The sequence below is a fragment of the Caulobacter sp. FWC2 genome, assembly GCF_002742625.1.
Classification (GTDB): domain Bacteria; phylum Pseudomonadota; class Alphaproteobacteria; order Caulobacterales; family Caulobacteraceae; genus Caulobacter.
In genome coordinates this window covers 178098-194273 of the sequence record NZ_PEBF01000002.1, presented here as the reverse complement: position 1 = coordinate 194273, position 16176 = coordinate 178098, and the positions used below count along the sequence as shown (strand labels likewise).

The 16176-nt window shown below is 63.7% G+C and carries 15 protein-coding genes and 1 pseudogene; 9 read left to right on the top strand and 7 right to left on the bottom strand.

Annotated elements, in window-relative coordinates; genetic code table 11:
• The first annotated feature begins 115 nt into the window (after positions 1-115).
• The gene (locus tag CSW62_RS25680; protein WP_099504255.1) at positions 116-1528 is read left to right on the top strand and encodes a short-chain fatty acyl-CoA regulator family protein; all 1413 of its coding nucleotides are present in this window, start codon (positions 116-118) and stop codon (positions 1526-1528) included.
• A gap of 110 nt (positions 1529-1638) precedes the next feature.
• Here CSW62_RS25680 and CSW62_RS25675 read toward each other — a convergent pair whose 3' ends face one another.
• From CSW62_RS25675 to CSW62_RS25665, 3 genes are read right to left on the bottom strand one after another with little or no spacing between them, the layout of a single operon-like run.
• Positions 1639-2736, bottom strand: a complete 1098-nt coding sequence (locus CSW62_RS25675; protein WP_199170754.1) for a hypothetical protein — start codon at positions 2734-2736, stop codon at positions 1639-1641.
• Between the two features lie 47 nt (positions 2737-2783).
• Complete coding sequence (locus CSW62_RS25670) at positions 2784-3812, bottom strand: hypothetical protein (RefSeq protein ID WP_099504253.1); 1029 nt, start codon at positions 3810-3812, stop codon at positions 2784-2786.
• Between the two features lie 23 nt (positions 3813-3835).
• Complete coding sequence (locus CSW62_RS25665; RefSeq protein ID WP_099504251.1) at positions 3836-6082, bottom strand: TonB-dependent receptor; 2247 nt, start codon at positions 6080-6082, stop codon at positions 3836-3838.
• A 188-nt stretch (positions 6083-6270) separates the two neighbouring features.
• Here CSW62_RS25665 and CSW62_RS25660 point away from each other — a divergent pair, with 188 nt between their 5' ends.
• Together CSW62_RS25660 and CSW62_RS25655 are read left to right on the top strand one after the other, a co-directional pair.
• Positions 6271-6675, top strand: coding sequence for a limonene-1,2-epoxide hydrolase family protein (locus CSW62_RS25660; RefSeq protein WP_099504249.1), 405 nt, complete (start codon positions 6271-6273; stop codon positions 6673-6675).
• A 176-nt stretch (positions 6676-6851) separates the two neighbouring features.
• The gene (locus tag CSW62_RS25655) at positions 6852-7514 is read left to right on the top strand and encodes a TetR/AcrR family transcriptional regulator (protein ID WP_099504247.1); all 663 of its coding nucleotides are present in this window, start codon (positions 6852-6854) and stop codon (positions 7512-7514) included.
• Positions 7515-7520: 6 nt separating this feature from the next.
• Here the strand turns inward: CSW62_RS25655 and CSW62_RS27210 are convergent, their stop codons facing one another.
• Entirely contained in the window at positions 7521-8003 is a 483-nt protein-coding gene (locus CSW62_RS27210; protein ID WP_233206819.1) for a hypothetical protein, read from the bottom strand.
• 68 nt (positions 8004-8071) lie between these two features.
• Positions 8072-8422: pseudogene (locus tag CSW62_RS27570) on the bottom strand (nuclear transport factor 2 family protein); the annotation flags it as partial.
• A gap of 162 nt (positions 8423-8584) precedes the next feature.
• On the opposite strand from CSW62_RS27570, the gene CSW62_RS25640 reads away from it, so the two are divergent.
• Positions 8585-9277, top strand: a complete 693-nt coding sequence (locus CSW62_RS25640) for a GntR family transcriptional regulator (RefSeq protein WP_099582575.1) — start codon at positions 8585-8587, stop codon at positions 9275-9277.
• A 76-nt stretch (positions 9278-9353) separates the two neighbouring features.
• Here the strand turns inward: CSW62_RS25640 and CSW62_RS25635 are convergent, their stop codons facing one another.
• Positions 9354-10271, bottom strand: a complete 918-nt coding sequence (locus CSW62_RS25635) for a nuclear transport factor 2 family protein (RefSeq protein WP_099582574.1) — start codon at positions 10269-10271, stop codon at positions 9354-9356.
• Positions 10272-10542: 271 nt separating this feature from the next.
• Here CSW62_RS25635 and CSW62_RS25630 point away from each other — a divergent pair, with 271 nt between their 5' ends.
• The 5 genes from CSW62_RS25630 (at position 10543) to CSW62_RS25610 (ending at position 15391) form a co-directional block, all read left to right on the top strand.
• Positions 10543-11727: a phosphotransferase gene (locus tag CSW62_RS25630; protein WP_199170753.1), complete on the top strand. Its 1185-nt coding sequence runs from the start codon at positions 10543-10545 to the stop codon at positions 11725-11727.
• A gap of 309 nt (positions 11728-12036) precedes the next feature.
• Positions 12037-12861 (top strand): SDR family oxidoreductase, encoded by an 825-nt coding sequence (locus CSW62_RS25625; RefSeq protein WP_158235509.1) that lies wholly within the window; start codon positions 12037-12039, stop codon positions 12859-12861.
• A gap of 6 nt (positions 12862-12867) precedes the next feature.
• Positions 12868-13668 (top strand): SDR family NAD(P)-dependent oxidoreductase, encoded by an 801-nt coding sequence (locus tag CSW62_RS25620; protein WP_099504236.1) that lies wholly within the window; start codon positions 12868-12870, stop codon positions 13666-13668.
• 10 nt (positions 13669-13678) lie between these two features.
• Positions 13679-14044, top strand: coding sequence for a hypothetical protein (locus tag CSW62_RS25615; protein ID WP_099504233.1), 366 nt, complete (start codon positions 13679-13681; stop codon positions 14042-14044).
• 75 nt (positions 14045-14119) lie between these two features.
• Positions 14120-15391: an MFS transporter gene (locus CSW62_RS25610; protein ID WP_127846916.1), complete on the top strand. Its 1272-nt coding sequence runs from the start codon at positions 14120-14122 to the stop codon at positions 15389-15391.
• An 8-nt stretch (positions 15392-15399) separates the two neighbouring features.
• Here CSW62_RS25610 and CSW62_RS25605 read toward each other — a convergent pair whose 3' ends face one another.
• Complete coding sequence (locus tag CSW62_RS25605; protein ID WP_199170752.1) at positions 15400-16062, bottom strand: TetR/AcrR family transcriptional regulator; 663 nt, start codon at positions 16060-16062, stop codon at positions 15400-15402.
• Positions 16063-16176 lie beyond the last annotated feature (114 nt).

Below are 16176 nucleotides of genomic sequence, written 5' to 3'. Positions count from 1 at the left end.
ATCGCTCTATTGCAAAATGCGATTTTTGCGCTTGCCGGCAACAAAAACCGGATCAAAATCAAGCTTTGAAGCCAGATTGAGTGAGCGAAATCTGTAAAGCTGCAAAGTTGTGAAAATGCGAGATAAACTGTTCATCGGCCCCAAGCTCCGCCTGCTGCGCCAAGCGAAAGGCTGGAATTTGGAGGCCTGCGCCACACGGCTTGGCTTGTCGGCAAGCTATCTCTCGCAAATCGAAGCCAATCAGCGGCCGGTGACCGCGCGGGTTGTGATCGATGTGATGCGGGTCTTCGAGGTCGAGGCCGCGACCCTCGATGTCGCCGACGACCAACGGATGGTCGCGGATCTACGCGAGGCTACGGCCGACACGATCCCCGGCGGCGAGCCTCCGGGGCTGCAGGAACTGAAGTCGGCAGTCGCCAACACGCCGAACCTGGCCCGGGCCTTCCTGGCGCTACATCACGCCTATCGTCGACTTGATGAGCGCCTCAAGACGACCGAGGAAGCGGTATCCCTGGACGAGCGGGGCGCGGCCAGCGCCCTCCTGCCCTATGAGGAAGTCCGCGACTTCTTCCACTACAAGAACAACTACGTTCATAGCCTGGACGTTGCCGCTGAAGCCCTCTCGGCCGAACTCGGCTTGGATGGCCCCGAGCCTGTCGAGACGGTGCTGGAGCGCTGGTTGAGGGAAAAACAGGGCATAGGCGTGACACGATCAGCCGAGCCGGATCTTCTACGCCGGTTCGATCCGGCAGCGGGCCTTTTGACCCTCGGCGCGCCCCAGGGCCCCGCCACGCGATCGTTCCAAATGGCCTATCAGATCGTCGCCGCATCGCTCTCTGATACGGTCGAAATGGAGTTGGGGGCGGCGGGCTTTCGTAGCGAGGGCGCGGCCAAGGTTTGCCGCACCGCGCTGTTGAACTATGCGGCGGGCGCGATGCTCTTGCCGTATGAGCGTTTCCGCGAAGCCGCACTCGCAACGCGACACGACACTGAGCGCCTGAGCCTCATGTTCCAGACGAGCTTGGAACAGGTTTTCCATCGGCTCTCGACGCTCCAGCGACCCGGCGCGCGGGGCGTGCCGTTCTATTTCGTGCGTGTCGATCAAGCCGGCAACATCACCAAGCGCCACAGCGCCACACGGCTTCAGTTCGCCCGCTTTGGCGGGACCTGCCCGCTGTGGAACGTGCACGACGCCTTCGCCACCCCCGACAAGTGGCTCGTACAACTGGCCGAAATGCCGGATGGCGTCGGCTATGTCAGCATCGCCAAGGGCGTCGTCAAACCCTCGGGCGCTTACCTACAGCCCGATCGGCGCTACGCGCTGGGTTTAGGTTGTGAAGTGCAGTACGCTGACAGTCTCGTCTATGCACAAGGCTTGGACCTGAAAGGTCCGCCGGCCCGGATTGGGGTTAGCTGTCGGATTTGCGAGCGTAACGACTGCTCGCAACGGGCTTTCCCGCCCGTGGATCGAGCCTTCGAGGTGCTCGAACATGAACGCCGCTCGGTGCCTTTCTCTCTTGAAACTTAGGGCGTTGCGGCCGGTTCGGTCGACATGACGCTGCAGCGCCGCCAAGTCTGGCTAGCGCACGGCGACGGACACCGCCGTCACCGAGCGCTAGCTGGCGACGATCCTTTGCATCAGGCCTTCGCGGGCAAGGTCGCGTTCTTGTCGAAGAGACCCACGCCCCAACCGGGCGTGGCGCCGACATAGAGGGTGTTGACGAGCACAGCTCGGCGCGCCGCTTCGGGATCTTGATTGATCAGCGCCACGAAGGTCGCCAATCCCATGGCTTCAAGACCAAAGTTGAGCACCGAACTCCAATGCAAGGCGCCTTCGAAGTAGGCGTCGGACCACTTGTCGTTGGATTCGCCGCCCCATGTCTTCAGGCCCAGCAACACCGCCCGCTTCCAAAGATCGCGCAGATTTTCCTGCCCAGGCTCGCCGCGAATGATCTTCTCGTAGGCGTCCGGATTGCCGGTCACGGCGCCTTCGAATTTGGAACGCCAGACCTTCAGGTAGAGCGGCGACGGCAGATCGTAGTCGACCCGCATGAAATCCCGAACATTGATCCGTACGGAACTGGGCTTGGCCGGGCGTTGCGGACGACGGCGGCCCACCGGGGGATCTTCGGTCTTCACCACCTGCACACCGGCATTATAGGCCATGCCGTGCACCGGCCCGGTGGTGGAGTCATCGCGGATCAGGGTTGGCAGAATGCTGAGGCAGCTGGCGGGACCGCCGGCCAGGGCGTTTAGGCGCAGAGTCATCTTTTCGGCCATGTCTTGCTGGCTCCTGGCCAGGCGGGCCGCGGCCTGCTGAACGACAGCGTCGGGCATGGCGGGCGCGCTGTCCCACTTTTCGCGTAAACGCCGCAGCTCAACCCCACCCCAGACGCTGGAAGCATAGATCGCCCAGGCCTGGGGTCCGATATCCTTGGCGTCCAAGGTCCCATCCATGATCGAGGCCGACAAACGGTCCGTCATCCAGCCGTTGAATCCCAGCCAGTAGATGTCCTGGCTCTGCAACCGGGCCGCAGTCGGAGCGAACTCGGCCGCAAGGGCCTCCATCAACGCCGGAGACTCCGGCATAACCTTGGCGAGCTCAGGACCGAGGGGCGCGGCGCCGGCGAACCGGGCGGCCCCGGCGCTAGTCACTGCCTGCGCCGCTGCCGGGAGGCTCATCGCCAGCGCCGCGGAGCCTGCTCCGGCGAGAATGGTGCGCCTGTCGTATTGCATGTTTGTCGCCTTATGAATTTGATCGCTGTGTCCGCCAAAGCCGATCGCTAAGCCGTCACGGTGGGAAGGTGCGCGCCCGTGTCGATAAGGCCGAGCAGCCAGCCCGGGGTCGCGCCGAGGTAGAGGGCGTTGCCCATTACGGCGAGCTTGGCCGCCTCGGGATCCTGATTGATCACAGCCGCGATCGCGGCGAGGCCGACGGCCTCCATGCCGAAGGTCAGGATCGAGCTCCAGCGAATGGTTTCGTCGAAATAGGCGTCGGTCCAATTGTCCTGAGAATCCCCGCCCCAGGTGGTGTTCCCGAACGCAACGCCTTTGCGCCATAGGTCGCGCAGGTCAGTCTGACCGGCTTCGCCGACGATGACCCTCTCGTAGGCCTCGGGATTGGCGGTGACCGCGCGCTCGTAAGCCGAGCGCCAGACCTTCAGGTAGTGCGGCGTCGGCAGGTCGTAGTCGACCCGCATGAAGTCACGACCGTTGATGCGTAACGCCGCGGGCTTGGGCTGGCGGTGCGGTCGTCGTTGACCGATCGGCGGATCCTCGGTCTTCACCACTTGGACGCCGGCATTGTAGGCGATGCCATAGACTGTGCCGGAGGTGCCGCCTTCACGCATCAGGGACGGCAGTAGGGCAAGGCACGCCTCGCCGCCGGCATTCACCGCCGCCATGCGCTGACGCATCTGGGCCAATATGCCCATTTGCACGTCGGCGAACGGCGGCGAGAACTTGATCCCCATCTTGGCGATCACCGGGGGCATGCCCCAATGTTCGCGCAACTCCAGCCCGCCCCAATAGCTGGACGCGTAGATGGCCCAAGCCTGGGCGCCGAGCTGCTCGGGGCTGACCTTCCCCTCCATGACCGGACCGGAAAGACGGTCGGTCATCCAGCCGTTCAAGCCCGCCCAATAGGCCTGGGGCGTCGACAGGGTCGTCGCCGTCGATGCGAACTCCGTCGCCAGGGCGTCGGCCAAGGCCGGATCGGCGGGCATCACGTCCGCCAGATCGGGCAGCAGGGGCGGCGCGCCGCCCGCGAGGCGGACCTTGGCCAATTGCGGGTGCTTGGTGGTGTCACTCATGACGTGTCCCCAATCTTCCATGGTCAAGAGCCGAAGGCGTAGCGCAGGGACACGCCAAAGGTGCGCGGGTCGCCGTAGATGTTGGAGGTGAAGCCGAGCGACTTGGACTGGTCGCTGATGTTCACGATGTAGTCCTTGTCGGCGAGGTTCTTGGCCCAAACCCCGGCGGTGATCGGGCGGCCGCCGATGTTGCGAACCTCGATATTGAGATCGAGCAGACCGTAGCCGTTGGTAAAGGCGTAGGGTTGGCCGATATTGCTGTCCGTGAAGGTCACATCACCGACGTAGGCGTAGCTTAGGCTGGCCGACAGCTCGCCGAACGACAGGTCGTGGTGGAAGGTGCCCGAGAGGTTGTAGGTCACCTTTGGCGCTTGGGCGAAGCGATTGCCGGTGGCGCTGCCTGAGATCGCCGTGGCGTCGAACCGATCGTACACCGTGTCTAGCAGGCCCAACGAGCCATTGACGTCGAACATCGAACTGGGCCGCGCCTGGATCTCGAGCTGGGCGCCTTTGATGGTCGCTTCTGCGGCGTTGAACGTGCCCGCGATGGTCACGTTGTTGACGAAGCGCACCACGCTGCGCTGGATGTCTTTGTACTTGCCTTGGAAGGCCGCGAGGTTGGTCCGCACGGGCATGTCACCCAGATGCCAGTCGGCCTTGACACCCACCTCGTAGTCCGTGAGGTGCTCAGGGGCGTAGCTGCCAAGGTCGGTGTTGATGATCCCCTGGTTGAAGCCCCCGGCGTTGTAGCCCGTCCGCGTCGTGGCGTAGACCAGCAGGTCCGGCGTCACTTGATAGTCTAGTGAGACCAGATAGGTCAGCGCATCGAACTTCGCCGCTTGGCGCTGCTGGCACGCTGCGAAATTGACGCCCGGCACGGCCGGATTCAGCCCGCATTTCAGGCCCGGCAAGATGCTGGATGCGACGTTCTTCTGATCATCGTTGGTTTGCCGCAGGCCGGCGGTGAGGGACAACCGGTCGGTCAGCTTGAAGTTGCCTTGGGCATAGAAGGCGGTTGAGCGGTTGTCGGCGTGCGAGGGCGAGGTCTGCGCCGTCGCCGGACCGAACGGAGCGCCGACCGGGTTCAGGATCTGCAGCGAGTTTTCGTTGTTGGAAATCACATGTCTTAGGAACACGCCCCCGACGAGGTCGAGCCGACCGTCCAGCAGCTTGGCCCGCCCCTGGACTTCCTGGATCCACTCGTGGGTCCGATTGTAGTCCTGACCATAGACGAACGGGACGTTGAACGAAGTCTTGTTGGAGAGGTTCTTGCTCTGGCTCTTCCGATAGGATGCGATGTACTTCAGGCTCAGGTCGTCGGTCAGGTCATAGGTCAAGACGTTCTGGAAGCCGACCTCTTCGCCGTGCGAATAGGCCGGAAACGCGCTGGCGATCTTACGTATGCCGAATGCTTCCTGTTGCTGCTGGAGGCCAACCAGCAGGGTGGGGCCGTAGACGCACGCCGCGTAGGTCGCAGGACAAGCGCCGCCGGGATAGTGGTAGGTGATGGCCGCGAAGAGATGGCCGCCGGTCTTGCCGTAGTCCGCCAACGTGTAGTTGTTGATCTTGTCGGTAGGCGTGAACAGCACGCCAACCCGATAGGCTTGGCGAACAATGTCTTGGGCGTCATCGCCGAGCGTGTTTTCCACCACGCCGCCGCGATCGGTGATCTGGGCCCCCAGGCGTACCTTCAGCATGTCGCTGACCGGGATGTTCAGCACGCCGGTGAACTGGCGCCGATCATAGTTGCCCAGTTCGCCAGCGACCGAGCCTTCGAAGACGTCGGTCGGCTTTTTGGGCGTGAAGAGAATGGCGCCGCCCGTCGAGTTGCGGCCGAACAGCGTCCCTTGCGGACCTGAGACGGCCTGGACGGAGGATAGGTCGTAGAGCTGCAGGTTCACCGCCGAGGCGCCTGCCTGGCCGCTGGGTGTGGGCACCTCGTTGAGATAGGTGACGACCCCGGTGCGGATCCCCCGCAAGGAGTAGGATGCGCCATTGGCCTGGGTGCCCATCACGACGCTGAGCGTCGGCACCATCTTTTGCAGATCCAGGCCGGACTGGATAACATTCTTCTGCAGGCTCTCAGCGGAGATGGCGGTCACAGTGACCGGTACGGACTGGGCCTGCTCCTCAGCCCGGCGGGCGGTGACGACCACCTCCTCCAACTCGTTGTTCTGGGGCTTGGCCTGGGCAAATGCAGCCCCGGCGAAAGCCGAGGTCCCCATCGCGAGCGCCAATAGGCTGGCCGCCTGCAACCATTGCTTCGTCATCGTTTCCCCCTGACGCACCTTGGACGGCCCGTCTTATGCTTCGTAAGTCGATCGCCTTAGGCGTCTGTCCTTGATAGCCCTGCGCCGGGGTCCGCGGGGGCAAAATCGTAAAACCCATATTTCTTTTTATCTATTGCCTGAGCGCGCCCTAGCGGACCCATTGCCGCCGACATCATCAGGGATTGCCCATGCCCGCACGAGCCGAAGACACCGTCGCCGAGTTTCTGTCCCAATTAGATATGGAGCAGCCGGACTTGGCGCGGCTGATGGCCTACTTCAGCGCCGACGCGCGTTATTTTAGCCGCGTAAGGCACGCCGAGCCCCTGCGGGGGCGGGCGGCGATCGAAGAGGAACTGCGCAGTCAATTTTCACGCTATCGCGATTGTCGCTGCCAAATCCTGTCCGTGGCGTCCAACGGCGCGCAAGTCTTCACCGAACGGGCCGACACCGTGACCATGCGCAAGGACGACCGTAACGTGACCGTGCTGGTCTGCGCTGTCTTCGATATCGACGACAACGGGAAGATCCACTATTGGCGCGAATACTGGGATCTGGCGGATATCGAAGCGCAGATAACGGCAAGCGCACCGTAAAGATAGAACGACATCGAAGTATCGCGAAATACGATAGCGCCAGCCCAACGCGATCAACTCGTCAGATATTCTCGCGCCGTCCGTCAGGTCTTGTGCGTTCGCGTCCAAGGTCTATCGTGGGGTAATAGCTGAAGCGGCCACAAGAGCCGCGAGGCGAGGAAACAGCGTGGTCGCCAATGTCGGACAAAAAAGTTCGGTCGCTGCAACGCGTCATCGAGGTGGCTGGCGAGGCCTTCGCCTGTCGCAAGTTCAACGATGTCTCGATCAGCGAGATCTCAGAGGTCGCGCGGTGTTCGACCTCCACCATTTACGCGGTCTTCGGAAACAAGGAGGCCTTGTTTCTGAACGCGATGTCTCATCTGCTGAAGACCACCGCCCCTCGCCCCTCCCCTGAGCAGCGGCCGTCACTCCATATTCTGCTGAGCTTCGCCGAAGCCCGCATCCGAGCCTTGGCCAATCCGGTCCGGCGCGGCGCGGTCAGAGCGATCAGTTCCCAGATCGATCTGGCATCGCCCCTGATCGACATGTTGGCGCACCAACAGTGCGGCGAGGTCGCCCGGCTCCTACAGGCCGAGGTCGTTCATTGCGTCGAGAGCGGGGTCATTCGCCCCCTCGAGCCGCATCTGATCGTCTACACCGTCATGGCGGTGACCGCCTACGAGCCGGTGGTCTATGGCTTGCTCTACGGCGACGAAAAGGCGGTGGACGTGATGAAGCTGGTTGAACGCGCCTTCCTGCCGCTTGTCTCGGCCGAGGGCGCCAGACAGCTGGCCACTTATCTTGGGAAAGCGCCGGTCGAGGCCGATGCCCCCCGCGAGCGCCTTCGCGCCGCGGGTTGATCACGGTCAGATCTCCGGAAAGCCAGCCTTTATCGAGGCGTTACGATCAGTGTGCTCGTGCATCTCGATGATCTTGCCGCCGCGCACGATCGCCACGCAGTGAAAGCGATTGATGTAGTCGTAGGTGGGGTAGATGACGTCGGTGTTGATCAGGACCGACGCCCTGTCGCCTTCAACCGTCATGCCTGAAATCACCTTGCTGTAACGCACCGGGGAGACCGGCGGGCCCATGGCGGCCATTTTCGGCATCAGCTTGGCGAAGAAATCGAACATGTCGTCATAGCCGCGGCCGTTCACCCACCAACGGAAGCCGGGTGCGGTGAGCTCCCGCGCCAGGTTGGTCGGACCTGGGGCGAGAAAAGCCTCGGCCACGGCGCGGGTCTTGGCCTCATCGATATCGTCGGGACGGGCCGCGGGCCAGGGATCAAGGCCGGGAGGAACCGCCTGGGAGACCTTGAAACGCGGGGCCGCGCGCGCGGATCGGTCCACTCGCGCACCGAGACGATATGGTTGTCCCGCACCTGGAACAGGTGGTGATAGACGATGAAGATGGGCTCGCCGTTTTCCACGGTCGCGGTCTCATACTCGACCGCGACCCGGTCATCCTGCGCCGCCATGCCAAGGATCGAAGACTTGCGGCTGATTGCCTGGTCGAAACGGCGACGATTGATGGCCATGATCGTCGCTCGGTCGAAGTCGCCACGCGAAACGATCCACCATTTGACTTCTGGAGACACCAGGGCTTCGACGGCCGCTATATCACCGCGATCGGTGGCTTCGATGTAAGCCTTCACCAGAGCCTTGTTGCGGGAGCGGGGCTCCGCCGCCTCGGCCAGCGCCTGTCCTGCGAGCCCGAGAACCGGCGCGGAGAGGCTGGTTTGCAGCAGCTGTCGCCGGTGCGGATCCATGGATTTCCCCCTTAAAAAATCCGAGCCTTTCGATTCGCTCGGCGGCCACTGCTGCCGGTGGCGCTTTCCCAATGTCTAATCCTATATACCAATTAGTCAATTCAACCCTCGTCTGGCGCCGACTTCTCGGTTATGCGAGGTTTGCAAGGGCGATGAGGACTTATGGCTGACATTGGCCGCTCAGCGGTGCTACGGGCCCTCCCCGTACTGCGCGACATTATCTTGCGGCTTCCGGCCGGCGCTTTTATCGGCTCGGAAACCGAATTGATCGCCCGCATCGGCGTCAGCGCGCCAACGCTGCGACAGGCCGCGCGACTGCTCGAACATGAGGAACTGCTGGTCATTCGTCGGGGCGTCGGCGGCGGCTTCTTCGGCCGTCGCCCCAGCGCCGAAACAGTGGCGCGCTCGGCCGCCCTGTTCCTCAACCTACAGAACACTCCGATCGAGGAGGTCTATAGCGCCGCTCAGGCCATCAACGCCGAAGTACTGAAGCGCGCGGCTCTCTCCGACAATGATGCGGAACGGGCCCGCCTGGGGGAGATGCTGGAAGAGTGGCGCGGTTCTGAGGAATCTCTCGGCCGCGACGCCTTCATCGTTGTGGCCGAACGGCTCACCGATCAGATGGCGACCTTGGCCGGAAACGCTCCCTTGGCGCTGTTCTTGCGCGTATTCCGCTACATCTCGCTCTCGGAGCCCGGCGTGCTGAGCCGATACGACTCCAATCGCGAGGAGTGGAAAACCGCGTATATCGCGCTCGCCCAGGCCGTATTTGACCGCGACGCCCGTGCGGCTATCGCCGCTGCTGAACGATTGTCCGGCTTGGCAGCCAGTTCCGTCGAAAGCACCGATCGATAGCCGTTGCGCGACCAAGTCGGATGCGATCCGAGACATGAGCGCGGCCTCCCTGAACGGATCCTAAGCTTGGCGCAGGCTAGGCCAGGTGAGCGTCCACAGCGGCCACACCCCGTTTGCGGTCGAGATCGGCCATGTTGATGTACTCGCGCCATCGGCTGATGCGGCCGTCTTCATTCAGCTCGTAGACGGCGACCATCTGATGGGGACAGGCGCCGCCGCGCATCACCGCCCAGTCGGAGCGTTCCTGCAGCACGACCCTGGGGGTCGAGACCGCCCGCAGCGTGTTACACTTGTTGTTCGAGGCGTATCGCATCTGGCGCAGGATTTCCGCGCGGAGGGCTTCGCGCCCCCGGACCACCGGACCACCGGGCATCCAAAGACGCCACTCCGCGTCGGGCGCCATCATCGCTACGATGCGTTCGACGTCAGGCCTGCTGGCGTCCGAACCATCGCCCCACGCATCACAGAAATCCTGCACGAACCGCTGTTCGGACGTGGCGGGAGACTGCAGGGACGCTGTGATCGCGCCGCCCTCGCTCGCCTCGGGAACCGGGCGATAGCTCTCCGCCGCACCTTCTAGGCCTGATACGGCGTCGATATTGGCGCCCGTATGCTCGACGAAATCCTTCAGGTCGAAATAGTCGCGGTAGGCGGTGATCAGATTGTCCTCATCCACCTCAAACACTCCAGCGATGTATTGCGTCAGAGGCTTGCCGTTGCGGATGAAGGAGTCCTCGCGTTCGGCGATGACGGTGTCCTCGCTCGACGCGATATGGAGGATCTTGCACATGAAGCCTCCGACGTACTGCAATTGCCGCTCGATCTCTTGGCGAATGGCCTCCCGCCCGCGGATGGAGGGACCGTCGGGCATGTAGAGGGTCCACACCGCTTCGGGAGCAAAGCAGGCGACGATCCGGTCAACATCCGGCTCGTAGGCCCCTTCACCCCATGCGCCCAGCATCTCCCGCACCACGGCTTCCTGTTTCGCGCCCATGTCGTCCTCCTATCGTTCGGGGTGGTTGCCGACCCCGCCAGCGACCGCAGGGCGCGCCAGCCAGGGCGGAGGCGCCGTCGCTTGAGCGCTCGTGAAGCGCTGGTGAATGATCGGAAGGTTCCATGTCGCCCGATCACCGACAACGCCACCTGCGGCGGCTCGGCTTGACCGCGAGTCAACCTGGGCTCGGCTGCGCGGAAGTGACGTCGGGCCTCATCTGGAAAACAAACGACGCCCCACCCGGCGCGCCAGACACAGAACAGGAAGACTCATGGCCGCACCTTCCAGCAGCGATCGTCCCTACCCCGCCCGCGAGGGGCGCTTGCCGCGCCACCTGGAAGAAGTGACGGCGCCCTGGCTCACCGGCCTGATGTCGCACCGTTATCCCGGTCTCGTGGTCGAGGCCGCCAAAATCGTCGAGGTCAGGAACGGCCACACCACCAAGCTGCGCTTGGAGCTGCAGCTGAACGCTGTCGGGCGGGCGGCCGGTGTCCCTCGCCAGGTCTGCCTTAAGTCAAACTGGTCTGAGGGTTTCGAGAGCGGGAACATTTGCGAACTGGAAGCCCGGTTCTACTATTTCATGCGCGAGCAGCTCAGCGCACCCGTCGTACGGAGCTACTATGCCGACTGGGATGGCGACGGTGGCGGGCGCGGCCTTGTCATCATGGAAGACCTGGGCGCGTCCCCCGGGCAGTTCGGTCACAGTTCGCATCATCTAGGCGTCGATGGGGTCGCCAAGGCCTTGGAAAGTCTTGCCATATTGCACGGCGCCCTGTGGGACAGCCCCCAGCTGGACGAGCAGGCCTGGCTGCATGCCTCCATGGACACTCCAGTCGATACCGACCAACTCCTGCGCATGTACAACTACATCGGGCTGAACCTCCCAAAGCCCGAGTACAGGGCCGTTTTGCCTCATTGGCTGTACGAGACACCCGAGCTGTTCAGCCACGCCTATGATGAACTCGCGGCCTTCGAGAGGGCCCAGACGACGCCCCGCTGCCTGGTTCATGGTGACGCCCACCAAGGCAACAGCTTCCTTCGGACCGATGGCGAACGGGTCTGGCACGACTGGCAGCTTGTTCGGAAGGGCCGTCCCTGGCGCGACGTCACCTATCTCATGTTGGGCGCCTTGACCGTGGAGGAACGGCGGCGATGGGACCGCGACCTGGTGACCCACTATTGTGAAGCACTCACGGCCACGGGCGCTCGCGGCGTGCTCGCAAAAGACGCCGCGTTTGAACAAGTGCGGCGCTGGCCGGTCTACGGCGCCCAGGCTTGGCTGGCCAATGTCGATCAATGGGGCCAGGGGGGCCTCGCCATGGTGGAGCGCTTCTTCAGCGCCATGGAGGATTACGGCACGATCGAGGGGCTGACACGTGGCAAGGCCCCGCGCCGTCAGGTCAAGCTGGGAGAAGGCGCCCGCGAGATCGCCTCGGGTCTGCGTGCTCTGCTGTAAGGCGGAGCTTAGCCCAGGTCTCGTCCACGCCGGCTGGGGTGCGGTCGGCGATATATCCGACCGTCAGGCCATGCCCGCCCGCTCGCCAGTAAAGCGCATGGCCGCGTCCGATTGGGCGTCCCCCGCCAGGAGCCGGGCGAGGCCCGCTTGACTGCCAGTCAAACCGCGATCGTTGCCGGTTCAAGGCGATCCCCTTACGCCAAAGACCGAAACAAGAGCCGACCGAAGCCGGCGAGGGGGAGGACAGTGCGAGGCTGCGGCTTCGCCGACCGCCGATCTTCCGCGCCGCCCGTACTTGAAGGACAGCCGGTGAGCCCCTCCGAACGCGACGCGAAATTCCTTGAACGCTACGGACCGTGGGTGCTGGTTTCCGGCGCCTCGGAAGGCACCGGCGCCGCGTTCGCGCTACAGGCTGCGTCCAGGGGCGCCAACGTCATCCTCGTCGCTCGCCGCGTGGACAAGCTCGAGGAGTTGGCCGCGACGATACAAGACACTTACGGCGTCGAAGTCGCCATCCAGTCCATCGACCTATCGCTACCGGGGGCAGCGGCGTCGCTTCAGGCGGCGGCCGCCGGCAAGGATTTGGGTCTCGTGGTCTTCAATGCGGGCGGCGATAGTGTCGGCGGGCGCTTTTTGGACAGCAGCTATGAGCAGTGGCGCGTGCTGCTTCAGCGCAACATCGACCTTCTGACCGAGGCTTGTCACCGCTTCGCGAGCTACTTTGTCGACCGCGGCCGAGGTGGCATTGTTCTGGTCGGCTCGGAAGCCGCCCTTCAGGGGATCGGCCGTTTGGCGCTCTACACCGCCACCAAGGGCTATGCCCTGAACCTCGGCGAAAGCCTGTGGCGCGAGCTCAAGCCCAAGGGCGTAGACGTGCTCAACCTCCTGATCGGCGCCACGGACACGCCCAAACTGCGCACCGTCTTCGCCAAGAATGGCTTGGCCCACGACGCCGTGCCGCTGACCCCGCCTGCGGAAGTTGCTCGGGTGGGGTTAGGCGCTCTGGGCGATGGCCCCACCGTGGTGCTGAACGCCTTGGACGATGACGACAACCCTCTTCTCTCTCGCCGCCTGCGCCGCGAGCGAGTGGTTTGGCAGAGTGAGTTTCTCAACAATTTCTACGGACCGGAATAGCGCGCCATGAGACGGCTCGAGCGCAAGATCGCCATCGTGACCGGAGGCGCTGGTGGTATCGGCGTCGCCACCGGGCGCCGGCTTGCCGACGAAGGCGCCGTGGTGGTTTTGGCCGACATTGATCTTGCCAGGGCCGAGGCGGCCGCCGCCAAGATCGGCGGGGACGCCAGCGCGCTTTTCTATGACGCCGAAAAGGTCGAAACGATCGAGGCCATGGTGGCCGAAACGGTGCGGCGGCACGGTCGTGTCGATATCCTTCTCAACAACGCCGCCATCACCACGCCGCAGATTCAACGCGAGGACACCACCGCCGCCGACATTACCTTCGAGACCTGGGACAGGGTCATGGCGGTAAATCTGCGCGGCTATCTGGCCGGGTGCAAATACGTCATCCCGGTCATGCTAAGAAATGGCGGCGGGGCGATCATCAACACCGCGTCGGGGTCTGGCCTCACCGGCGATCTCAGCCGCATCGCCTATGGCGCCTCCAAGGCGGGGGCCGTGGCCATGACCCGCCACGTCGCTACCCAGTACGGTCGCCAGGGGATCCGATGCAACGCCGTCGCTCCCGGACTGATCCTCACCGAGGCGTCTAAGCAGGGCGTCCCCGAACTGATCAGCATGATCTCCAATCACGTGTTGACGCCGCGTTTGGGCACACCCGAGGACGTCGCGGCGGTCGTGGCCTTTCTGGCGTCGGAGGACGCCGGCTTCATCAACGGCGAGACCATCTGCTGCAATGGCGGGTCCTTGGCCCACCAGCCGCATACCCACGACCTTGCCCAGTACATTCAATCGCAACTCTGAGATCACACCCATGGCCGTTCCCACCGAAGACGAGATCCGCCACTTCCTCCATGAGCAGATCGAACTGTGGAACGCTGGAAAGCGCGAGGAGCAGACTGCTCTTTACCGCCGCTTCGCCGCGAAGGAGCTGGTGATCGAATATGTCGGCCAGCCCGTCGGCGATGGTTGGCGGACCTTCGAACACATGTGGGACACCTTCGGCGGCAAGGTCCGTGTCGAGGTAGATCTGATGCTGGTCAACGGTTCGGAAGGCGCTTGCCACCACCGCAACCTTCGCCTCGCCAGCGGCGTGGTCAATCCCAGCATCGAGACCTATCGCTTCGAAGAAGGCCGGCTTTTCATTCGCTATTTCTACGTCCCGACGCCGGTTCAATGACGTGCAATCTGTGATCGGTGGAGAACGCTAGTGACCTTGGAGGCCACCCCGGACGGAAGCGCCGCGAGCCGGGGCATGACCAACCGCTGGTGGGCGCTGGCGGTGCTTACCGCCGCCCAAGCGTGCCATCACATCGATCGCAACGTCATCTCGGTGGTGGCCGAGCCCATCCGCGCAGAGTTTCACCTCACCGATTCCCAGGTGGGTCTGATGGGCACCCTGGCCTACGCCATCGCCTTCGCGGTCGCAGCCCTGCCCATGGGCTATCTCGTGGACCGCGTCAGTCGTCGCAACCTGCTGGCCGCGATTCTGGCGATTTGGAGCGGCATGACGGCGCTGGGCGGGGGGGCCAACAACTTCGCTCACCTGGTGTTTGCGCGCATGGGCGTCGGCGCCGCCGAAGCCGGAGGCTCACCCACGGCCATGTCGATGGTGTCCGACTTCTTCGGCCCCAAGAACCGCTCCACGGCGCTGGGCATCTGGTATCTCAGCGCTGGCGTCGGCACCGGCATCATATTCCTTGCCGGTGGCTTCCTGGCCAAGACGTTCGGTTGGCGCACGGTGTTTTTCGTCGCCGCCCTACCCGGTTTCCTGGTGGCCCTCATCCTGCTCCTGAGCGTGCGTGAGCCCCGTCGCGGCGCGGCCGAGACGCTTAAGGTCGAGGCCTCGCCACAGCCGGGAGACGAGGCGCCGGCCACGCCCCGCGAGTCCCTGCTATTCGTGCTGCGTCGGCCGTCAGTTCTCTGCGCCATGACGTCCATCGTCATGGGTGGTGCGATGAGTTCGGCGTTCGGCCTCTGGTCGGTGTCCTTTCTGGTCCGCGTCCACCATGTCGATCTGCCGGTCGCGGCGATGTGGATCGCCCTGGCCTTCGCCGGGTTCGGCACGGTCATCCCCCTCGCGGCGGGCATCTTCGGCGACCACTTCGCCGCGCCGAAGGCGGGGTCCCGGCCGGGCCGGCTCCCGCTGCTCAGCGCCTGCACGATGACCGGCGTGGTCATTTCCGGATCACTCGCCGCCCTAAGCCCCAACCCTGCCGTGGCGATCGGCGCCATGCTGCTGTGGTGCGGGCTCATGCTGGCGCATAACGGTCCAGCCAACGCCTTCATCGTCACCTTGCTTCGTCCACGCATGCGCGGCCAGGTCGTGGGAGGGCTGCAGATGATCGCCTCCCTCGTCGGCGCCGGCCTCGGGCCCTTTCTGGTGGGGATGCTCAGCGACTTCTACGGCGGTCCCAACTCCTTGCGCTGGGCAATCCTCACGGGCATGTCGCTCAATGCCCTGGCGGTCGTCTTTTTCCTGATCTCGGCTTGGCGCGCTCCACGAGACATCGCTCTGGACCTCTAGCGGGCCTACTAGGCCTTGCGGCGGATGGCTTCGAGGACAAACTCGCTGGCCATGCGCCGCCAAGCTTCCCTACCCTCACCTGTCGCGGTGTCTCTCTCGAGGATGACCGACAACAGGTAGCTGTTGGTGAAGCCTCCTGTCATGACGAGCGAAATCAAGGCGAGGGTCGCGCGCACATCCAGGTCTTGGCGGAAGTCGCCGCACGCCTCGCCCCGCCGCAAAATGCCTTCGAGCTTTTGCGCTAGGGCTGGCTTCAGCTGGATGAACCGATTGTGGGACGAGTGGTGATCTTCGTGGAAGCCCAATCCCTCGCGGGCCAGGCGGCCCAGCAGCGGGTCCACGCGATATTGATCAAACACCGCGTCGGTGAAAGCCTGCAGCGCCTGTACCGGCGGTAGATCGTCAAAATTGGTGGCCAGCAACTCGGTCATGACCACACCCGAGGTCTGATCAAGCACTGCGGAGAACAGGTGGTGTTTGCTCTCGTAGTATTGGTAGAGGAGCTGTTTGGTCACGCCCGCTGAGCGGGCGATGGTTTCCATGTTCGCGCGCGCGATGCCGTTGATGGCGAACTCACGCCGCGCGGCCTCCAGCAGCCGCGCGATGGTGTCGGCCTTGCTCGAAGATCGCCCCCGCGCCTTCACTCCCAGATTGATGTTGTCGGTCGTCACCAGACGGTCGCCGTACATTGTTTGGTGCGCAGAGATGCACGCGGTTTGACCCGCGGTCAAATGGAACAGGTTGCTGCGGTTAGTGACGACGGGGATGGTGCCGGCCCAGAAACA